This is a genomic window from Streptomyces hesseae (assembly GCF_031845785.1).
Classification (GTDB): domain Bacteria; phylum Actinomycetota; class Actinomycetes; order Streptomycetales; family Streptomycetaceae; genus Streptomyces; species Streptomyces hesseae.
This window is the reverse complement of the sequence record NZ_JAVRFI010000002.1, coordinates 322,245-341,976: the sequence shown is the minus strand read 5'-3', so window position 1 is coordinate 341,976 and position 19,732 is coordinate 322,245. Positions and strand designations below refer to the sequence as shown.

The following is a 19,732-nucleotide window of genomic DNA, read 5'->3' as shown; positions in this document are numbered from 1 at the left end:
CGACCGCTCGTGGTCAGGTAGGGAGATCCGTGCACGTTGCGTATGCGCTCTTGCTGGTCTTATGGAGTGGAGTGGCCCGGCCGGTCCAGGGCCTTACCGGGTGCCAGTGCTGTCGTCGAGCCGGTGCGCCGGTTCTCCTCGGTTGCCGTCCGGGGTGCCGGTGGAGGGCGGTTGCGGGCGAGCCTCGGCCGGCCTGCGGCTCGGAGCAGACCGCGGAGCAGACCGCCGTGAGGCAGTGGCGCCAGGCGGTAGCGGCCGAGCCGGCTGTCCTGGATCGCGCCATGGCCGCGATGCCGGGCCCGGCTGAAGGCGAACCTCATCACCTTCAGTGCCGTTCCCGGAGGCCGTGCTCGCTCAGCAGGTTGGTGGGCACTGGCCTGCTCCTTGATCGTCGGCGTGGGTGGTCTCGCGCACGCCTTGGGGTATCGGGTGGGTTCAGGGCGGTGTGAGGGTGTCGAGTTGGGCGGCGAGGTCGGGGTGGGTGGTGGTCAGGTGGGGGCGGGTGGCGTTGAGGGGGTGGATGAGGGCGGCGGGGTCGTCGTGACCGAGGGCCGTGTGGAGCTGGCTGAGCGGGAGGCGGGCCGCGGTGGGCAGGTCGGTGAGGGCGGTGATCTGGCCGGCGAGGCGGCGCAGGTCGGCGGCGTTGTGGCGGGCCCAGGTGGCGGTGGTGCGTTCGGCGGCGCGACGTTCCCGGGTGGCCTGGACGCGTTGTTCGCCGGTGGTTCCGGCGGGGCCGGGGCGGCCGCGTAGGTAGCGGCGTTCGGCGGCCTGGCGGCTGGCGACGCCGAGGGGGTGGGCGAGGTCGGCCCAGCTGGCTCCCGCGTGGCGGGCCGTTTCGATCAGGCCTGTTTCCCATCCGGCGAGCTGCTCGCGGACCTGCCGCAGCAGCAGCAGGGAGGCCAGCGCCTGCTCCGGCCCGGGGCCGGGCGCGTCCCGGGTGCCCGGGGACTTTCGCTGGGCGTCGTGCAGGGCGTCGTCTATGGCGTGCAGGGCCGCTGCGGCGGCGAGGAACGGCACGGGGGTGTGGGTATTCGTGCTGGTCGTGGGTGGCTGGTGGGCTGCGGTCACGGGCACCTCCCTCTCGTTGTCGTCGTATGGACGACATCGTGCTTGTCATCCATTGGATGACATGTTACAACGGTGGCAGTGAGGCGCATTGGCAGCAACTGCCTGAACCTGCTGGAGGTGTTTTCACGATGTTGATGCGCACTGACCCCTTCCGTGAGCTGGACCGGCTGACACAGCAGCTGATGGGCCCGGGCACCTGGTCGAGGCCATCGGCGATGCCGATGGACGCCTACCGCGAGGGCGACGAGTACGTGGTGGCCTTCGATCTTCCGGGCGTCACCGCAGACGCGATCGACATCGACGTCGAGCGGAACATGCTCACCGTCAAGGCCGAGCGCCGGCCGCTGGCGAAGTCCGACGACGTGCAGATGGAGCTGTCCGAGCGGCCGCTGGGCGTCTTCTCCCGCCAGATCGTGCTCGCCGACACCCTCGACACCGAGCACATCCAGGCCGACTACGACGCGGGCGTGCTCACCCTGCGCATCCCGATCGCCGAGCGCGCCAAGCCCCGCAAGGTCTCCATCGGCGTCGGCTCCGGCCGCAAAGAGATCTCCGGCTGACACCGGCCGGACGGGTGCGGAGGGCGGGCACCTGACCTCCCCCTCACCCCGCTCTCCGCACCCAAGTAGTCCGATACAGAAAGGGGTGGCGGCCGACATGACTCTGCGACGCGAAGCGTTCCTCGGCCACGTGAAGGAACGCGGCGAGTACGGCACTGTGGAAGAAGCCGAGCGCGCGGCCCGTGTGGTGCTCGCCCTCCTCGGGGCACACCTGGTCGGCGGCGTCCGCGCCCAGCTGGCGGCGCGCCTGCCTGAGGCGTTCGCCCTGATCCTGCTCAACCCGCTGCAGAGCGCCGAGCCGCTGTCTCCGGAGCGGTTCGTCCGCGCAACCGCCGCGTGGATCGAAGGCGCCACCGAGCAGACCGCGGCCTGGGACGTCAGCGCCGTGCTGTCCACTGTCGCCGACGCCGTCGGCGAGGACCTGCTGGGCCAGATCCTGCTCCAGCTCCCCGCCGGTTACGACCTGCTCTTCGGCCGTCCCCAGCCCACCTGACCATCCCGCACGCCGGTGCCCGCACACCGGCCACAGCAAGAAAGGCAACCACCCCCGTGATCTCCGACCGGCACGCACTGCCCCAGCAGCAGTACGGGACGGCATACGAGCAGATGCTGGAGAAGGTCCGCTACGAGGGCGCCTACCCCACTCGCGAGAGAGCCGACCAAGCCGTCCGCCTGGTGCTCGCCGGACTGGGGCGCCGGCTGACCGGCGACGAACGCGTCGACCTGGCCGGCTGCCTGCCCCTGGAAGCCGCACGCGTGCTGACCGCACAGATCCCCGACACCCAGCCACTGACCGGCTGGGCCTTCGTCAAGGACCTCGCCGCCCGCACCGGCGCCTCCCTGGCCACCACCCGCTGGGACACCGGCTCCGTCTTCTCCGCCGTAGCCGCCTACGCCGGCCCCGACCTCATCACCCGCATCCTCCACCAGCTCCCCACCGGCTACGCCCTGCTGTTCGGCCGCGCCGAACTCACCCCGGCCGCGTAGACGAAGACGTGCGCGCTCGGGGCGGGCGCGACGACCACTGCGTCGCTGCCCGCCCTGCGCCCGGGCGCGCGAAGAGAACGTACGACCTGCTGCGGATGTCCGGCCCGGAGGGCCGCCCGGACCTCGCCGCGCGCCTTGAGCGCGAGGTGAAGAAGCGCCGGCAGCCGTGGATCCGGGCCAAGACCAAGGAGAAGACGGCGACCACCAGCGGCATCGCCATCGACACCCAGGCCCGGACCGGCATCACCGCGTCGATCGGCTCGACTGACGAGGATCGCCTCCGCCACCTCACCGTCGCGCCGCCTTGGCCCAAGCGGCCACCAGGTCCGCGGCAGGTGTCGGACCGGCTGTGCCCGCAGGGCATCTTGTACGGGCTCTGCAACGACAGCGCCCGGAAGCGCCGATCGACGGCGTGGAAGAGCGGACCACCGAAACCCTCGCGTCAGAGGAGAGCTCCGGTGGGCCACCTGCCGCCCGCTTTGGAGTGACGTCGGTTACCGGCCCGCGATGGAGTACGCGGGTCCGCCGACCTTGTGCCACACCGTCCCGTTGCCGGTCCACCGGAACACCGCGTCGCTGTTGGGCGACAGGCCGTACAGGGCGTCTCCGGCGACGGCGAAGTCCCGGCCCGCGCCACCGATCTTGCTCCAGTTGTTGGGGCCGTTCATTTTGTGCAGGTCCCCGTTGGTGGGGTTGGTGGCGAACAGGCCGGCTCCACCTGCGTAGAGGGTTCCGGCAGCGCCGCCGACCTTGTTCCACGCGGTACCGTTGCCGGACCACTGGAAGACGGCGCTCTTGTCGGGGCTGAGTCCGAACAGGCTGTCACCGGTGACGGCGAACTGTGCCCCTGCGCCACCGACTTTGCTCCAGTTGTTGGGCCCGTTGAACTTGTAGAGGTCCCCGTTGTTCGGATTCGTGGCGAACAACCCTGCGCCACCGCCGTAGAGGGTGCCGGCGGCCCCGCCGACCTTGTTCCACGTGGTGCCGTTGCCGGACCACTGGAAGACGGCGCTGCCGTCGGGTGAGAGCCCGAACAGGCCGTTGCCGGTGACGGCGAAGACCTTGGCGGGACCGCCGACCTTGCTCCAGTTGTTGGGCCCGTTCATCTTGTACAGGTCTCCGTTGTCGGGATTGGTGGCGAATACACCGGCGCCGCCCGCGTACAGCCTGCCCGCCGGTCCACCGACCTTGATCCAGCTGCTGCCGTTGCCGGTCCATTGGAAGACGCCGGAACGGTCCGGGGACTGGGCGAACAGGCTACTGCCGGTTGACACGCCACAGTTTCCGCTGGTCTCGAAGTGCTGGTTGTACTCCCATGTCACGGGAACGAGGTGCCCGTCAATGGTGGCCTGCACGACGGAGCCGTTCAGTTTCTGCTCGTAGTGCAAGTGCGCCCCGGTGGTCCAGCTGCCGGTGTTGCCGACGATGCCGATCGGTCGGCCCTGCTCCACGTCGTCGCCGACGGCGACGTCGCGCCGGTCCAGGTGCAGGTACCGGGTCTGCCAGCCGCCGCCGTGGTCGATCACGATGAAGTTTCCGGCCTGACTGTCGAACTGTGAGGTGACGACGCGTCCGCCTGCCGAGGCCAGTGCGGGTGTGCCCTGGGTGGCTCCACCGACGGAGACCATGTCGACCATGTACTGGCTGGCGTGTCCATCGTGCGTGGACGTCGTCCACCGTTGCCCACAGGGAATGGGAAGCTGGAACGGGGGAGTGGTGGCGACCTCGGTGTTCGCCGCCGGGACTGTTGCGATGGTCGCGGCCGCCGCCGGGGCGGCGGGCAGGAGGGTTGTCATCGGTGCGAGCAGCAGTGCTGCCGCCGCCAGGAAGCCGGCCCATGTGATTCTCATGCATCTCCTTGGGGCGGGGGTGCGATATGGGAAGGGGGAAGTGTGGGGGCGATCGCTATTCGGTGACGATGCTCGCGGCGGGCCCGCCGACCTTGGTCCATTGGAAGGTCGCCGACCCGGACCATTGGAAGATGCCGCTCTGGTCGGGGCTCAACCCGTAGAGCCGGTCACCGGTGACCGCGAAGGTCTTCCCGGGACCACCGGCCTTGGACCAGTTGTCCGGTATGCCGCTGAACTTGTAGATGTCGCCGTTGCCGGGGTTGGTGGCGAACAACCCTGCGCCACCGCCGTAGAGGGTTCCGGCCGGTCCGCCGACCTTGGTCCAGGTCGTGCCTGACCCGGTCCATTTGAAGACCGCACCACCGTTGGGCGACAGGCCGTACAGTGCCTCGTTGGTGACCGCGAAGGTCTTTCCGGGTCCGCCGACCTTGGTCCAGCTGTCCGGGGTGCCGTTGTATTTGAAGATGTCGCCGGTGGTCGGGTTGGTGGCGAACAGGCCGGCGCCGCCCGCGTGCAGCGTGGCGGCCGGTCCGCCGATCTTCGTCCAGGTGGTCCCTGATCCGGTCCACCGGAAGACGGCTTTCTTGTCCGGGCTGAGCCCGTACAGTGTGCCGCCGGTGACGACGAACTGGGCCCCCGGTCCGCCGATCTTGGTCCAGTTGTCCGGGGTGCCGTTGTACTTGTAGATGTCGCCGGTGGTGGGGTTGGTGGCGAACAGGCCACCGTCGCCGCCGATCAGTGTGCCTGCCGGTCCGCCGATCCTCGTCCAGGAGTTTCCGGCCGTCCGCTGGCGGACGGCGCTCTTGTCGGGGCTCAGTGCGTACAGCTGATGCGGGGTGTAGGGCCCCGCCCGCCAGGTGAGCGGTGCCAGGTCCACTCCGCCTGTGCCCCAGCCCGCGCTGCTGAGCCATTGACTCCCGTCGCGGTCGGTGACGACTTCGGCGGCGTGGGACGGCAGGCGGCCCACTTGGCCGGTGGCCGTGAAGTGCAGCGGATCGGAGCTGGCGTACACCTCGGCCCCGACATAGTCCTCCGGTGCGGAACCGCCGACGAACAGGTACCAGAGGCCGTTGCGCTGTGTCACGTACGGGGATTCGGTCCAGCCGTCGCCGGGGGCGGTGAACGCGGTCTTGCGGGGGCTCCAGGAAATCAGGTCCGGACTCGTCCGGTACGCGACGATGTTGCGTCCCCCGGTGGCCGTCTCGGTGGCGGTGTAGTACATGACCCATTGGGATCCGACCCGGGCGACCATCGGGTCGCGTGCTTCGAGTCCGTCACGGAACAGTGGCCCTCCGGGCCGCCGTTCCCAGTGGATCAGGTCGGTGGAGGTGGCCAGGTTGATCTGACTCCTGGACGGGTCGCCGATGGTCTGCCCGCCTGCGTAGAACATGTAGTACGTGGAGCCGGAGCGGATGACGTGCGGTGCCCACAGGTGCGACTCTCCGTAGGAGGAGTCGACCGTCAGGGCCATGGGTTGCTTGGTCCATGGCCCGCGCAGGCTGGGTGCCGTGGCGTGCGCGAACGAGTCCTCGTTCGCCGGGTCGGCCGGTTCGGCGTGGGTGATGCCGAACAGGTGCCAGGTGCCGGTGGCCTCGTCACGGATGAAGGTGTGGTCGTTGATGTACCAGGGCTGTGATTCCCCGGTGCCGGGGTTGTAGACCCGGACGAAGTCTCCGGTGGTCACCGCGTCGGTGGTCACCGAGTCGGTGTTCGTGGAGGCGGTGTTCGCAGAGGCGGAGTTCGCGGAGGCGGAGGAGGAGGGGTGGGCGGGTGCCGGGGCGGCGACGGCGGGGAGCATCCCGAGTGAGACCGTGACGAAGGCAGCAGCCAGGGTGATGCGTGAAAACACGTGGCTCCAGAGGGAAGAGCGGACGGGCCCGGCCCAGGCGGCCCGGTCCCGTCCGCTGGTGACGTCGCCGGCTACCGGCCCGCGATGAAGGAGGCCGGACCACCGACCTTGAGCCAGGTAGTGCCGTTGCCGCTCCACTTGAAGACCGCGTCGCTATTGGGCGACAGGCCGTACAACGCGTCTCCGGCGACGGTGAACTGGTGGCCTGCGCCGCCGACTTTGCTCCAGTTGTTGGGGCCGTTCATTTTGTACAGGTCGCCGTTGGTGGGGTTGGTGGCGAACAGGCCCGCTCCGCCTGCGTACAGTGTCCCCGCCGCTCCGCCGACTTTGTTCCATGTGGTGCCGTTGCCGGACCATTGGAAGACGGCGTTGCCGTCGGGTGAGAGCCCGAAGAGGCCGTTGCCGGTGACGGCGAAGGTCTTGCCGGGTCCGCCGACTTTGCTCCAGTTGTTGGGGCCGTTCATTTTGTAGAGGTCGCCGTTGGTGGGGTTGGTGGCGAACAGGCCCGCTCCGCCCGCGTACAGTGTCCCCGCTGCCCCGCCGACCTTGTTCCACGCGGTGCCGTTGCCGGACCACTGGAACACACCGGAACGGTCCGGAGACGCGGCGAACAGGCTGCTGCCGGCGGACACACCGCAGTTCGTGCTGGTCATAGTGATCGGGTTGTCGGGGTCCATGACCAACGGCCCCCGCCCCTGAAGGACGGGGTTGACGATGTGCTGGTTGTCGGCGTCCTGGTCGCTGTCGGGGTTGTAGAGCTGCTCGTAGTGCAGGTGCGGCTTGCCTTCCGAGCCGACATCCCCCATGTAGCCGACCACGTCGCCGCGCTTGACCCACGTGCCGGCCTTCGCGACGCCGGTCATGTGCATGTACGTGGTGAACCATCCGCCGCCGTGCCGGATCTCCAGCCCGCCCGGCGAGAAGTTCTCGTGCACGTAGCCGTCGGCTGAGGCCAGGACGGGGCTTCCCTCCCGCATGCCCTGCCGGTACATGTCGATCTTTTTGTCGTCCGGGTTATGGCCCCGGTAGGTCTTCAGCTCGATCGTGCTGTCGCAGGGAAAGGGAAGCTGGAAGTCCGGCCGGTCGGCCACCGCCTTCGCTTGTGGAGCCGGGGCGGAGACCGGGCCGGAGGCCGAGGCGGGCGTGGGCGCGATCGGTGCGAGCAGCAGCGCCGCCGCCGCTGCCAGGAGGCCGACCCGTGTGATTCTCATGCATCTCCTTGGAATGAGATGGATCCTAAAAGGCCGTGATGAACCGACTGAAAAGAGGTGAAGGTGTGGATTGGATCGCAGAATGGTGTCAGTCGTGTGGTGATTTCTGGCGTCTGCGTTCTGGATGAACTCGTCGGCTGACGTGGCCGCAGAAGTTCCTGCTGGGAACGGCGCCTGCGTGAACTCGCCCGTCCCGACATCCTCATCCTGGACGACCCGGCCATGCGCGAGCTCACCCCGCCTCAGGCCGAACGACCCCTACGGGCTGATCACCGAACGCGCCGGGCGCTCGCTGATCCTGACCCCCGACCGGGCCCCGCAAGCCTGGTATCCGCTCTTCCTCAACCCCGTGGTCGCCGAGTCCCTCCTCGACCGCCTCATCAACAACAGCCACCAGCTCTTCATGAACAGAGCCGGCTACCGGCCGGACTGGCGGCCCGGAGCAGCCGCCGGGGACACCGGTAAAAAGGCCGCGTGGGCATCAACACATGCCCACACCCGGAGAATTACTTGCGCACAGGACCGGGGAATTGGCTGACGGTCGACAGTCTCGATGATCAGCGTCTCGATCATCCTGGTGACCTCCAGATCACGCAGACGGGCAGAGCACCTCCAACAGGCACAGAACGCTCACCCTTGTAGGTCACTGAAATCGTTCCCAAGGGCCGGCCAACGCAGCACGGGGCCATCCCATATTGCCGTCCTGGTGCCGACGTCACTCTGGCAGCGCGGGCTGAAATTCCAGTGAAGTCGGGGCCCGGCCAGCCGGCCCCGGCGTTGATGAGGCGGGGACAGGCGGCCAGTGCTGCGCGGATGTGCTGTACGGGCACGGCGGCGGGCGGGTCGGCGACCCGGATGGAGGAGGCGCAGATGACGGCGGCGTCGCTGTGTTCGCCGATGACGTGGCCCTGGACATAGTCGACGGGCACGTGGAGGTGGTCGGCGAGGAGGAGGCGGTAGCGGGCGGTGTCGGTGTTGGAGCCGACGCCGTAGATCCGCCTGGCTCGTCCACCGGGGCAACCGCCGGCTGCCCTGCCGAGGCGCCATCAACGGCGAACGCTGGATCCACCGCCGGGCCGCCACCCGTTGTCGTTCGTGGTCACCCCCGGCAGGCCGCCGACAGCCCGCAGTTTTCCGCAGTGCTGGCCGGGGTGCGGGTGCGCGGGCCGGTCGGGCGCCCGCGCACCCGGCCCGGCGTGGTGGCCGGCGACAAGGCGTACTCCTCCCGCCTCCTCCCGCGCCAACCGCGCCCACCTGCGGAAACGGAAGATCAAGGCGGTGATCCCGGAGAAGGCCGACCAGGCGGCCAGCCGGAAGAAGGGATCGAGAGGCGGGCGTCCGGTCTCGCACGACGCCGAGTTGTACAAGGAGCGCAACACCGTGGAGCGGCACATCAACAAGATCAAGGACTGGAGAGGGGCTGGCCACGCGCTTCGATAAAAGGCCGGACAGCTACATGGCGGGGCTTCATCCGCGCGGCGCGGTCATCTGGTTGCGCAGCCTCCGCCCCGCTTGATGACAGGCGACAGCAACTAAAGCGCGAGCTTGAACCCTTCATGGCTACGTGCGAAGCCCAGTGCCGCATAGAAGCGGTGCGCGGCCTCACGCTGCTTGTTGCTGGTCAGCTGCACCAGCACGCAGCCACGTGAGCGCGCCCTGGTGATCGCGTGCGCCATCAAGGTCCGGCCGAGCCCATCCCCACGCCGGTCTGCGCGGATCCTCACCGCCTCGACCAGGGCGCGCTCGGCGCCGCCCTTGCCAAGTCCCGGGATGTAAGTCGCCTGCAGGCATCCCACCACCGTGTCGCCGTCCTCCACCAGGACCAGCATTTCGTTGCGCGGGTCCGTGTCGATCGCCACAAATGCGCGCTCATACGCCTCCGTCACCACAATCGTCGCCGGGTCTACCACCTGGTCCTCGTCCGCGAGCAGGGCCAGTACCGCAGGCAGGTCAACACGGGTCGCGGGGCGCAAGGTATGAGCAGGCGCGGGCTCAGTGACAGCAGACATGGCACAGACCCTAACCGGCCCCTCATCTGTGGACTTCAGTCCCCATCTCGTGATCACGACTCCGGACAGGACCTAGTACGGGGCCGTAAAGTTAACGGTGGGTCTGGAGTTGTTAGCGATTCAGCGACGGGCGGCGGAGAGCCGGCCGTCGAAGGTGATCTCGAAGGTGTTGAGGGCGGCTTAGAGGTTGTCTCACGTGGCAAGTTTCGCGAGCTTCTTGCGGCAGCTCGGGGCAGTGGCCATGGCCGGGCTTCGGTTCTTCCGGTCGTTGCGGTCCGCGTACGGGATCTTGAGGCCGCGAGTAGTCCATGGCAGGCTCATGCCGCATGATCGATGAATTCGCGAAGGACAACCTGCACGGGAGACTGCGGCGGGACCGCGAGGCGCTGCTCTGGAAACTCGACGGCTTGTCCGAATACGACGCCCGCCGGCCTTTGACAGCGACCGGGACCAACCTCCTCGGCCTGGTCAAACACGTGGCCACCGTCGAGGCCAGGTACTTCGGCGAGGTCTTCGACCGCCCTTCCCCGGAACCGCTGTCCCGGTGGCAGGACTCCGACGGCAGCGATCAGTGGGCGACCGAGGACGAGACCCGCGATCAGATCATCGGGTTCTACCGGCGTACGTGGGAACACTCGGACGCGACGATCCAGGAGCTTCCCCTCGACGCCCCCGGTCATGTGCCGTGGTGGCCGGAGCCTTATCCCAACACGAACCTGTTCGCCATCATGGTCCACGTCCTCGGCGAGACCAACCGGCATGCCGGGCACGCCGACATCCTGCGCGAAGACGTCGACGGCCGAACCGGGATGCGGCCCGAACACGAGATGCAGATCGACCAGGAAGCCCGCGACGCCTACTGCGCGAAGATCGAGCAGGCCGCCAGATCGGCCGCATCGGTCAAGGCATAGAAGGCTGTGCCACGTGACTTGATGTTCGAGCGGCATGGTGCCGGCCGTGAGTGCTGATCTGTCGAAGCGTCTGGTTCCTGATGAGCTCTGGGAGCTGGTCGCCCCGTTCCTGCTGTCGTTCGCGGCTCGACCGCAAGGTGGCGGGACCGCTCCGCGTGACGAGCGGGCCGTGTTCACCGCAGTGGTGTACGTGCTGATCCGCGGCTGTGCCTGGCGTCATCTGCCGCCGACGTTCGGCGTGTCCTCCGCCACCGCGCATCGTCGCTTCACGGTATGGACCGGGGTCGGCCTGTGGCGTCGGCTGCATCGGGCGGTGCTGGACGAACTCGGAGCCCGGGGCGAGGTGGACTGGACCTCGGCGATCGTCGACGCGGCCTCCGTGCGCGCCAAAAGGGGGGGATCTCTGACGGGGCCGAACCCGGTCGATCGCGGAAAGAAGGGCAGCAAGCTGCACGTGCTGTCCGATGCCCAGGGAGTCCCGCTCGCCTTCGCCGTGTCAGGTGCGAATATGCACGAAAGTCTCGCCCTCAAGCCGCTCATCCTCGGCATCCCCGCGGTCCGGTCCCGCCGGGGTCGAGGAGTTTGATCACGGCTTGGGCAGTGGCGGGAGCGAAGGCCGGCCGCCCGACGGCGAGGCGGCCGAACGGCTCCGGCCGGTGTTCAACGTTCCCGGAAGCCGCCGAGGAAGCGCCGGAAGAGGCCGCCCATCCGGGGTAGTGGGGCGGACGGCGGGGGAGCCGTGGGTCGCTCGCGGGCGATCGGCTGGTCGTAGTCGGCCCGGACGATCGCGTCGACGGTCTGGTCGTCGTCGAAGTCCTCGGAGCCTTCGATGCACGGCACGAAGCCGACCAGGACGCCGTCCCGCATGACCTGGGCTTCCAGGCCGGCGGTGTCGTCGGTGTCCCAGACCGCCTCACGGCCGTCGTGCAGGACCACACGTACGCCGATCTGGTAGACGCCCTCGCGGGCCACGTGGGCATCCGTGCCCCGCTGCCGCAACACGTCCACGACTCGAAGCGCACGCCTCTCGTCCATGCGCCCACAATAACGCCGAGCGCGCACGTGCACCGAAGTCCATCCCGGCCGACCCGGCCCTGACCCCTGTCACCTGCGCCGCCGCCCGCTCGCCGCGCTTCAGGCGGCGCTCCGCAGCGAGAGGTGAACCCGGCCATCGCGGGAACGGTGGAGCGGCACCGCCGCGACGCGGGAGCTGGGCCGTCGCGCATTCCCCGAGCCGAAGGCAGCGGCGGACGATCCGCTGGTCCCTATCGAACAGGCCCGCGTTCAGCGCCACCGCCAAGCCGTCGCGACGGAGGCGGCCACGCTGCGCCGGGCTCGTGCCGCGCGGGCCGGTGCAAGGCGCAGTCCCACGGCGGGGGGCGGTCCGTGTGACGCCGGTGTTCGAGCGGAGGGCCGTCACGCTCCCTCGCCCAGACGCGAGCAGCGTTTCAACGGGACCGACACCGTCCGCATCCGCAACCCCAAGGGGCTGTGTCCCGACGGCCTGCTGGACCGCAAGGACCACGGCAAAGCCGTCATGCTCAACTGCGGGCTGGGCGGCCTCGAACGCCGGCGGCTGCTCTCGTTCGGCAACGAGCAGTTCCAGATCCGCGGCATCGCGACCGGGCTGTGCCTGGACGTGGGCGTGTCGACCACCCCGCGTCACGTCACCCACCTCGCGTTGACCACCTGCAAGGCGGTGGACAGCCAGCACTGGCTCCTGACGCCCCCGGCCGGCTCCGACTCCAGGAACAAAGCCCTCGCGTCCGATCTGTCCGTCTCCCACCCGGGTCCCGTCGGTCTGGAGCACGTCCGGTCCGGCCGGATGCTGGCCGGCGAACCCCGGGGGATCGACGGCATGCGCGTGCGCACCTACCCGCACCGCACCCAGCCCACGCCCAACAGGGAGAAGTGGATCCCCGAATGGGCCGACGAGCAGAGCGTGCGGATGCGCGACGCCGCGACCGGCCTCTGCATCCAGACGGATGCCAACCTCCCCAGCGACGGGTTCCTCGGCATCGACCTACGGGCCTGCAACAACTCCCGCGCCCAGACCTGGCGCGTGCAGCCGGTCAGCGAGAACGCCTTCCGGCTCCGCAACGACCAGCCCGTCCACGGCGACGACGCCTGCCTGGACATGGACCGGTTGGCTGCCGGCACCGGCCTGTACATCGTCAACACCACCCAATGCGGAGGTGGTGACTCCGACTCCCAGCACTGGTCCTTCGCACCCTTCGACACCTCCCCCGGACCCGACGAAACGGGAGACCGACACCCGCGGCGCATCGCCTGACGCCCGGCGGCCAGTGGGCTGCCGGGCATCTTGCGGTTCCCAGACCTCGGGGTCGGGGGCGGATGCGGCTCAGGGACGCGTCAGGGAACGATTGGGGAACGTCACCCCGCCCCACCCCGCCAACCCCTGACAGCCACGCCACGAAGTGGTGAACTCACCGAACGCTCGTGACCGGCCATGCCTATGCGCTCACCGGTCAGGACCTGCGCTCGTCGACCCGGTGCTTCCACCGGCCGGAGCACCGGCGGCAAGTACCGGCTCGACGACCGCATCCCCCGGCCCCGGTACGCCGTAGGGCTCGAGGGCTGGGGATTCGCGCCCGTCTACTTGATTCGGAAGCGGCTGAGGGCCGTGGTCCAGTCCGTGGCGATCGCCTGCTGGGCGTCGCGGAGCTGTACCTGGCCGGAGCAGATCGCGGTGTGGAGCTTCGACTCGACCTGATCCTTCGGGTTGTTCGGGCCGCCGCCGGGCTTGTGGCTGGGGGAGGGGGGCTCGACCCAGAGGTTGCGGGGGTCGTTGGGGTCGCCGCCGAGCTCGAGGCTGACGAGGTGGTCGTACTCGGCGTCGTGCAGGTCCCCCTTGTAGCCGTAGGAGGCCTCGTTCGCGGTCTTCTCCGGTCCCGTGACCGCGACCGGCGGGCGTATGCCCTTCGTGTACCCGGACGGGTTGCAGATCGTCTGCGCGAGGTTCGTCTGCGTGACGGCGGGGCTCACGGCGCCGGGCGTGCACGCCGGGTCCGGCAGCGGTTCCTTCGCCGTGGTGTAGTGGTAGAGGCAGGTGCCGGGGGTGGGCTGCTCCTGCACGGTGTACCGGGCCTGCGGCCCCGGCCCCGTCGGAAGTCCCCCGCCTCCTGCGGCACGGCCAGTGTGCTGCGCTCGCTGCAGATTCGTTTCTGCGGGCTTCGTGGCGCTGGATGCCGGGCTGGCGCAGCCAGCCAGGGCGACTACGGCGAGCGCGAGCGCGGCTGCCGGTACGTGACGACGATGCATGGGTCCCCCCGTGAAGTAACTGATGCTGGCGAAGCTAACCCTCCGGCAGTGCGTGTGCCTACACCCGCACGCGAGGGTTGCACCGGCTTTGGCCTGAACTTTGAACCGGCTTGGTGAGGGACGACCTCGCGCTCGCGGTCGAGGCCGGCAGGACGGCCCAGTGCCCGTAGAGCCCGGACGGGTGGCCGGGGCCCTACGGGTGACTACCTGTTTGCGAACCTCAAAGAGGCAGGCCAAGGCACCGACGCCTGAAACGTAAGATTTGGGAAATGGCTCGGCGAACAGCCACTGTGACCGTTCCGCGAACGGCGATGACAAGTGTGCCTGCGGCGTATCAGCCGGGATTGGGCCCATTCCACGCAGCCCTTGTCCCGTCCCACCTCTCGTTGCCGCTGTCTTGGGTCTCGTTATCGGATCCGCTGCTGCGCGGCAACGTCATATGAGACCGCCGAGCGACGAGGCGTCGCAACGCGGCTTGAGCCGGTGGGCCCCAGGCGGCCTTGCCGCCGGGGCGTCCGCGCACGCCGGCCTCTCCGATGAGGACGCAGGCGAGGGCTTTCAGCACCGCCCAGCCGAGTGCGCGACGCAAGGCCGCGTCCGGGGTCGGCTGGTAGGCCCCGTAGAAGCGGTCAGTGGCGCCGTCCGGAAGCAGTATCCACGGGGCAGCGAGGTCGAAGGCCGGATCACCCGCGAAGAGGTCACCGAAATCGATCACGCCGCGCGGGGCGAGGGAGGGCAGCCAGGCGTGCTCCTTGCGTCCCCTGACCCGACCACCGTGCACCCGCTGCCCGCCCACGACCGCGTGGTGTTCCTCAGCCCGCCGGTCACCTCACCGAACATCGCCGTGGGCGAGTACACCTACTACGACGCCCCGGACGGCGTCACGGACTTCGAGCACTGCAACGTCCTCTACGCATACGGGCCGGAGCGTCTCATCATCGGCAAGTACTGCGCCATCGCCTCGGGGGCCACATTCCTGATAGCCGGCGCCGAACACCCCACGATGGGCGTGTCGACATACCCGTTCACCATGTTCGGCGGCCGGTGGGCCGAGCAGACGCTGGACATCGTCACCGCCATGCCCAGCCGCGGCGACACGGTCGTCGGTAATGACGTCTGGTTCGGGTACGGGGCGACCGTCATGCCCGGCGTACGGATGGGTGACGGCGCCATCATCGCGGCCGGCGCCATGGTCACCTCCGGCGTCCCGCCCTACACGATCGTCGGCGGCAACCCGGCCAGACCGATCCGGCAGCGCTTCGACGGCGCCGACATCGAGAGGCCGTAGCGCGCCGCATGGTGGGACTGGCCCGCCGACCTGGTCACCGAACACGCCCGCACCATCATGGCCGGAACCCCGGCCGACATCGAAGGCATCGCCACCGAGCACGGATTGGGGCAGTCTCTTTGAATCATGTGACCCAGGTATCCATCGAAGAGCACGCGGTGGCCGACTGCGCGGCCGGACCCTACGCCCTCACCACGGGACCGGACGGCGCGCTGTGGTTCACCCTCGTCCACAGCGGCCGGATCGGCCGGCTCGTCCCTGGCGAGGAGCCGACAAGCCACCGGCTCGACCCCGACTGCGGGCCGACCGTCATCACACCCGGCCCCGACGGCGCGCTGTGGTTCACCGAGTACCAGGCGGACCGGATCGGGCGGATCACCACCGACGGCGTGATCGACGAATTCGGCGTGCCCACGCCCGGCTGCGGGCCGTTCGGCATCGCGGCGGGACCGGACGGGGCGCTGTGGTTCACCGAGACCGCCGCCGACCGTATCGGCCGCGTCACCGTCGACGGCCACATCACCGAGTTCCCGCTCCCCGTCACCGGCGCGTTTCCCTCAGCGATCACCGCTGGTGACGACGGCGGGATGTGGTTCACCCTCAACCAGGCCAACGCCATCGGACGGATCGACATGGACGGTGCGGTCACCCTCCATCCCCTGCCGACGGAGGCGGCAGCGCCGGTCGGGATTGCTGCAGGCCGCGACGGCGCGCTGTGGTTCGTCGAGATCGTCGCCGGGCAGCTCGGACGGATCACTCCCGACGGGCAGATCACCGAGTTCCCGCTGCCCGACCGCACCGCCCGACCGCACCGCCCGACCGCACGCCGTCACCGTCGACGGCAACGGCACCGCATGGTTCACCGAATGGGGCCGCAACCGCGTCGGCGCGATCACCCCCGACGGCTCCCTCACCGTCCACGACCTGCCCACCCCCCACTCCGAACCGCACGGCATCGCCCTCGGCCCCGACTGCGCCCTGTGGACCGCGCTGGAGATCGGCGCACTCGCCCGCATCGTCCTGGCGGACAGCGCCACCTGACCGGGCCGCCCCCTCACACCCCATCAGCAGCGGTCGCCGGTACGGCGGCCGGAACGGGGGACCGTCCCGATGGCACGACAGCGCCCGGCCGCGGGGCCGCCGCTGTCGTGCCGCCCGGCTTCGTCTGATCATGCCGCCTGGCCGTAGCCGTCCGGGGCGGGCAGACCATCGCCGCGCAGCGGGCTGAAGTCGACGTCCAGGTACGGCGAGATGTGGGCCGGGAGAAGCCGTTGAACGTCTCGACCTTGTTCGTGGCGGCGGTCACCCGCCGACGCAGTGAGGCGTCCGAGAGGTAGCGCAGCAGCTGGACGGTGCGGATGACGCGGCCGACCTCGCGGAACGCGGTGGGTCATGCCCCATTGACATCACTCGTGTGCCAATCACGACGATCTTGTTGTTGGACTTGGCGTACTGAGTAACGTTCAGGCTGGCCCTCACTCCATCCCGGCGATCTGGCCTGTCAAGAGAGGCAGTCTCCATGGACGTCTTCAAGACGACGAGCGGTTCGGTCCGAGGTTTTCGGGCCTCTGCCGACGTCGTCGCCGTCCTCGGCATCCCCTATGCCGCACCTCCGTTCGGTGCCAACCGGTTCCGGGAACCTCTTCCGGCACCGGCGTGGACCGGCGCGCGGGACTGTACGGACTTCGGCCCGGTGGCCCCGCAGTCGGCACAGTTGCCCGGCGCGCCCGTGTGGTCACCAGGCGAGGAGGACATCCTCACCGTCAACGTGTGGACGCCGGTTCCAGACGGAGGCCGTCTTCCCGTCCTGGTGTGGATGCACGGCGGTGCCTACACCTTCGGATCCTCGGCCCAGCCCGACTTCGACGGGACTGTCCTGGCCGGCGCCGGGCTCGTCCTGGTCACCCTCAACTATCGGCTCGGCTTCGAGGGCTTCGGCCACGTACCCGGTGGGGAGACAGCCGCCTACCCGGACAACCGGGGGCTGCTCGACCAGGTCGCGGCCCTGCGCTGGGTACGTGAGAACATCGCCGAGTTCGGTGGTGATCCCGACAACGTCACGATCGCGGGCCAGTCCTCCGGGGCTGCGTCGGTGGCCTGCCTGATGGTCATGGACCGCGCCCGCGGCCTGTTCCACCGCGCCATCGCCCACAGCGCCGCCAGCCCTTGCTACACGCTCGATATCGCTGCGGCGACTACGCGCGAAGTCGCCGCGGCGGCGGGCTGTCCCGCCACGCCCGAAGACCTGACATCGGCGACTCCGCAGGCACTGGTCATGGCATCCGACCGGGTGGTCGAGCAGTACCGGCGGGACCCTTCCTCCGGATCCCGTCACTACGACCCCTCGCTCTACGCGCCAGTCCTCGACGGTGATGTCCTGCGCACCGATCCGCTCACGGGGATGAGCACTGGAGCGGCCCGGGACGTGGACCTGCTGGTCTGCCACGCCACGGAGGAATACTGGTTGCTCGATGCCGTCGGCAGCAGCGCGAAGATCACCACCGATGAACAGCTGGCTCTCTTCGCCGAAGACTTCGGCCTCTCCGACGGCCTGGTGGCCGGCTATCGCGCCGTGATGCCCCACGCTCCAGTGCTCGACGTCTACCTCGCCATCTTCGGTGATCTGCTGTTCGGGGAATACAGCAACCGACTCGCCGAGGTTCACAGCCAAGCCGGAGGCCGGACTTACCTATCGCGTTTCGATCGTCGGCGCGCGGGAGAGGACGGGGTTGTGCGGGCCTGGCACTGTGCGGACATCCCCTTCGCCTTCGGCAACCTCAATGACGACCGTCTCGCATTCCTCATCGGGGGCGCACCCACCCCCGCGGACCGTGGACTGGCACGCCGAATGGTGCGTGCATGGGCCGAATTCGCAGCGACTGGTGACCCGGGCTGGCCATCGGTCGACAACTCCACCTCCCACGCGAAGGTGTGGACCACCAACGACCACCCGGCCTCCGACTGGCCCGCTGCTCCGCGTGCCCTTTGGGCCGAGGTCGGCTTTCCACTCCTGTATGCGTGAGGGGAGAACCGCCTCAGCACGAATCCTGGCAGAGGGGCGTCAACGTGCTCGGCGTCACCCGCCAGTCCGCCTGGGAGAAGTCGCTCAGGGTGGGTCACCCCTGCTCCGCCCGGGGCTGGTCGGCGGCGTCTGCCGGGGTGCGCGTGCCGGGCACCCCGGCAACGGCGAGGTTCAGGCGGGCGTCCATGTCGAGGTTGACCTCTCCGTAGGGCCGGACATGCGACCAGAACAGTGGGGTCAGGCCGCGCCGGTTCGAGGCGATCTCTTCGCCCTTGCCGTAGGCGATCACGCTGTTGGCGCCGTTGGAGGACTCCACGACGTTCAGGCCCTCCTCGATCTCCCGCTGGAGGTCCCGCAGCCGCAGGTATCGGGCGACGAAGATGGTCTTCTGCGCGCGTCCGACCTTCAGCGTCGCCGCGTAGGTGGGGTAGGAGGCGTTGCGGGCGGAGCGGCGCAGGATCGCCTCGGTGGACGCGGTCCGGGTCCGGATCGCGGTCGCATACTTGATCACCTGGGTCGTACTGCTGGGTGATGAGTTCCCAGCGGATCGGCCCTGTTCTCCCGAAGCTGCCACGAATCGACAAGTAGCTCTTTGTAATCAGAGTGACGCTCGGTCAGGGAGAGTGAGACGGGGTCCGGGGACTTCGCCGGCCTGGAGGGCGGCGAAGTCGGCGTGGGCCTGTTCGACGGCTTCGGGGTACGCCTCGCGCTTGGCGTGCTCGGCGAGCGTCCGGTAGATGCTGGCGACGGAGGGGCTTTGTCCCTTGCGCTTGCCGGTGGGGATGATCAGGTCGGGCTGGATCTGCTCGACGGACTCGCCGATTGCCCGGCGTCGCAGCACGGTGTGCAGCATGTCGTCGGTGATGACCGGCGGCCGGCCGCCGTGCTTGCCCTTGCGGGCTGTGGTGTCGAGCCCTTCGAGCGTGGACTCGCGGAGGTTCTCCCGCTCGGTCTCCGCCATCGCGGCGAAGAACGCGAACAGCAGCTTCCCCGGACCGGTGGGGTCGTAGATGCCGGGCAGGGGACCAGTGAGCGTCTCCAGGACCAGGCCGTGGGCGGTGAGGTGGTCGGCGAGCGCGGTGAGCCCGGCCGCGTCGCGGCCGAGCCGCCGCGCTGACCAAGGCGTTACCCAATTGGGAGGTCGCCGGTCAATCCGGTCGGTGCCGCGCCTTGGCGCTACCGGGCGAGGAGGGCGCTTACGGTCTTGCCGCCGGGTGTCCGGGGGGGGGGGGGGGGGCGACGGTGGCCTCATCGTGTCCACCGGGTCGCCCTGGTCTCTGGGTCGTCAATGTCCGGTCCTGCCTGCCGGTGCTTGTGCCCCCGGCCGGCGGTACGCCAACTCGGCGACGACCGTCTCGCTCCCGTCCCTCCATCGCTGTTCGAGGTGGATTACCTCTCTTTCGAACACCCGGAAATCTATGTCGGCTGGAGTAGACATTGGGCTGTGGCGTGGTTATGGTTTCTCTCGTAGCCGAGATCAAAGGGGCCTGACAGAGACGAACTGGCAGGCAGTAGTACACGCAGTTGCAGTTCGCAGGACGGTGCGGTGGTGGAGTTCCGAAGCCAGGGTTGTTGCAGGACGGCGACGGGACTGGCGACCGGACCGGGTGGCCCGCAGTGATCAGGGGCCGCCGTAAGCAGTACCGCAGTGGCAGTACCCGCAAGTGCAGGTCGCAGTACCCAGCAGTGAAGTCA

The 19,732-nt window shown here is 69.1% G+C and carries 17 protein-coding genes and 6 pseudogenes; 12 read left to right on the top strand and 11 right to left on the bottom strand.

Going from position 1 to position 19,732, the window contains the following annotated elements:
* Positions 1-435: 435 nt before the first annotated feature.
* Positions 436-1,068 (bottom strand): type III effector protein, encoded by a 633-nt coding sequence (locus RM609_RS04405; RefSeq protein WP_311608060.1) that lies wholly within the window; start codon positions 1,066-1,068, stop codon positions 436-438.
* Positions 1,069-1,196: 128 nt separating this feature from the next.
* Here RM609_RS04405 and RM609_RS04400 point away from each other — a divergent pair, with 128 nt between their 5' ends.
* From RM609_RS04400 to RM609_RS04385, 4 genes and pseudogenes are all read left to right on the top strand, one after another.
* A complete protein-coding gene (locus tag RM609_RS04400; RefSeq protein WP_311608059.1) occupies positions 1,197-1,628 on the top strand; it encodes an Hsp20/alpha crystallin family protein in 432 nt (143 codons plus the stop codon).
* A gap of 97 nt (positions 1,629-1,725) precedes the next feature.
* Complete coding sequence (locus RM609_RS04395) at positions 1,726-2,121, top strand: DUF2267 domain-containing protein (RefSeq protein ID WP_311608058.1); 396 nt, start codon at positions 1,726-1,728, stop codon at positions 2,119-2,121.
* A 56-nt stretch (positions 2,122-2,177) separates the two neighbouring features.
* Positions 2,178-2,615, top strand: coding sequence for a DUF2267 domain-containing protein (locus RM609_RS04390; protein WP_311608057.1), 438 nt, complete (start codon positions 2,178-2,180; stop codon positions 2,613-2,615).
* Positions 2,616-2,728: 113 nt separating this feature from the next.
* Positions 2,729-2,920 (top strand): annotated as a pseudogene (locus tag RM609_RS04385) (telomere-protecting terminal protein Tpg); the annotation flags it as partial.
* 189 nt (positions 2,921-3,109) lie between these two features.
* Here the strand turns inward: RM609_RS04385 and RM609_RS04380 are convergent.
* The 3 genes from RM609_RS04380 to RM609_RS04370 form a co-directional block, all read right to left on the bottom strand.
* Positions 3,110-4,465, bottom strand: a complete 1,356-nt coding sequence (locus RM609_RS04380; protein WP_311608055.1) for a peptidoglycan DD-metalloendopeptidase family protein — start codon at positions 4,463-4,465, stop codon at positions 3,110-3,112.
* Between the two features lie 55 nt (positions 4,466-4,520).
* Positions 4,521-6,314, bottom strand: coding sequence for a family 43 glycosylhydrolase (locus RM609_RS04375; protein WP_311608053.1), 1,794 nt, complete (start codon positions 6,312-6,314; stop codon positions 4,521-4,523).
* A 71-nt stretch (positions 6,315-6,385) separates the two neighbouring features.
* Positions 6,386-7,525 (bottom strand): peptidoglycan DD-metalloendopeptidase family protein, encoded by a 1,140-nt coding sequence (locus tag RM609_RS04370; RefSeq protein WP_311608051.1) that lies wholly within the window; start codon positions 7,523-7,525, stop codon positions 6,386-6,388.
* A 178-nt stretch (positions 7,526-7,703) separates the two neighbouring features.
* Between RM609_RS04370 and RM609_RS04365 the strand changes: the two genes are divergently transcribed.
* Both RM609_RS04365 and RM609_RS04360 read left to right on the top strand, forming a co-directional pair.
* The gene (locus tag RM609_RS04365) at positions 7,704-8,063 is read left to right on the top strand and encodes a hypothetical protein (RefSeq protein ID WP_311608050.1); all 360 of its coding nucleotides are present in this window, start codon (positions 7,704-7,706) and stop codon (positions 8,061-8,063) included.
* A gap of 571 nt (positions 8,064-8,634) precedes the next feature.
* Positions 8,635-9,041: pseudogene (locus RM609_RS04360) on the top strand (transposase); the annotation flags it as partial.
* A 16-nt stretch (positions 9,042-9,057) separates the two neighbouring features.
* Here the strand turns inward: RM609_RS04360 and RM609_RS04355 are convergent.
* Positions 9,058-9,534 carry a GNAT family N-acetyltransferase gene (locus RM609_RS04355; RefSeq protein ID WP_311608049.1) on the bottom strand — a complete coding sequence of 159 codons (477 nt, stop codon included), beginning with the start codon at positions 9,532-9,534 and terminating at the stop codon, positions 9,058-9,060.
* 326 nt (positions 9,535-9,860) lie between these two features.
* Here RM609_RS04355 and RM609_RS04350 point away from each other — a divergent pair, with 326 nt between their 5' ends.
* Positions 9,861-10,445, top strand: a complete 585-nt coding sequence (locus RM609_RS04350) for a DinB family protein (protein WP_311608047.1) — start codon at positions 9,861-9,863, stop codon at positions 10,443-10,445.
* Positions 10,446-10,491: 46 nt separating this feature from the next.
* Positions 10,492-11,031, top strand: a complete 540-nt coding sequence (locus tag RM609_RS04345; protein WP_311608045.1) for an IS5 family transposase — start codon at positions 10,492-10,494, stop codon at positions 11,029-11,031.
* A 74-nt stretch (positions 11,032-11,105) separates the two neighbouring features.
* On the opposite strand, the gene RM609_RS04340 is transcribed toward RM609_RS04345, so the two are convergent.
* On the bottom strand, positions 11,106-11,480 hold the full coding sequence (locus RM609_RS04340; protein ID WP_311608044.1) for a hypothetical protein: 375 nt from the start codon (positions 11,478-11,480) through the stop codon (positions 11,106-11,108).
* Between the two features lie 502 nt (positions 11,481-11,982).
* On the opposite strand from RM609_RS04340, the gene RM609_RS04335 reads away from it, so the two are divergent.
* A complete protein-coding gene (locus RM609_RS04335; protein ID WP_311608042.1) occupies positions 11,983-12,738 on the top strand; it encodes an RICIN domain-containing protein in 756 nt (251 codons plus the stop codon).
* 323 nt (positions 12,739-13,061) lie between these two features.
* Here RM609_RS04335 and RM609_RS04330 read toward each other — a convergent pair whose 3' ends face one another.
* Together RM609_RS04330 and RM609_RS04325 are read right to left on the bottom strand one after the other, a co-directional pair.
* Positions 13,062-13,541 (bottom strand): hypothetical protein, encoded by a 480-nt coding sequence (locus RM609_RS04330; RefSeq protein ID WP_438828376.1) that lies wholly within the window; start codon positions 13,539-13,541, stop codon positions 13,062-13,064.
* Positions 13,542-14,178: 637 nt separating this feature from the next.
* Positions 14,179-14,445 (bottom strand): annotated as a pseudogene (locus RM609_RS04325) (aminoglycoside phosphotransferase); the annotation flags it as partial.
* A gap of 27 nt (positions 14,446-14,472) precedes the next feature.
* Between RM609_RS04325 and RM609_RS04320 the strand changes: the two are divergent.
* Together RM609_RS04320 and RM609_RS04315 are read left to right on the top strand one after the other, a co-directional pair.
* Positions 14,473-15,138: pseudogene (locus tag RM609_RS04320) on the top strand (CatB-related O-acetyltransferase).
* Positions 15,139-15,143: 5 nt separating this feature from the next.
* Positions 15,144-16,056 (top strand): annotated as a pseudogene (locus RM609_RS04315) (Vgb family protein).
* 13 nt (positions 16,057-16,069) lie between these two features.
* Here RM609_RS04315 and RM609_RS34445 read toward each other — a convergent pair.
* Positions 16,070-16,390, bottom strand: a pseudogene (locus RM609_RS34445) (Tn3 family transposase); the annotation flags it as partial.
* 144 nt (positions 16,391-16,534) lie between these two features.
* Between RM609_RS34445 and RM609_RS04310 the strand changes: the two are divergent.
* Positions 16,535-18,037: a carboxylesterase/lipase family protein gene (locus tag RM609_RS04310; RefSeq protein ID WP_311608039.1), complete on the top strand. Its 1,503-nt coding sequence runs from the start codon at positions 16,535-16,537 to the stop codon at positions 18,035-18,037.
* A 94-nt stretch (positions 18,038-18,131) separates the two neighbouring features.
* Here the strand turns inward: RM609_RS04310 and RM609_RS04305 are convergent, their stop codons facing one another.
* The gene (locus RM609_RS04305; RefSeq protein WP_311608038.1) at positions 18,132-18,548 is read right to left on the bottom strand and encodes a Tn3 family transposase; all 417 of its coding nucleotides are present in this window, start codon (positions 18,546-18,548) and stop codon (positions 18,132-18,134) included.
* An 87-nt stretch (positions 18,549-18,635) separates the two neighbouring features.
* Positions 18,636-19,289, bottom strand: coding sequence for a recombinase family protein (locus RM609_RS04300; RefSeq protein WP_311608036.1), 654 nt, complete (start codon positions 19,287-19,289; stop codon positions 18,636-18,638).
* Positions 19,290-19,732: the final 443 nt, after the last annotated feature.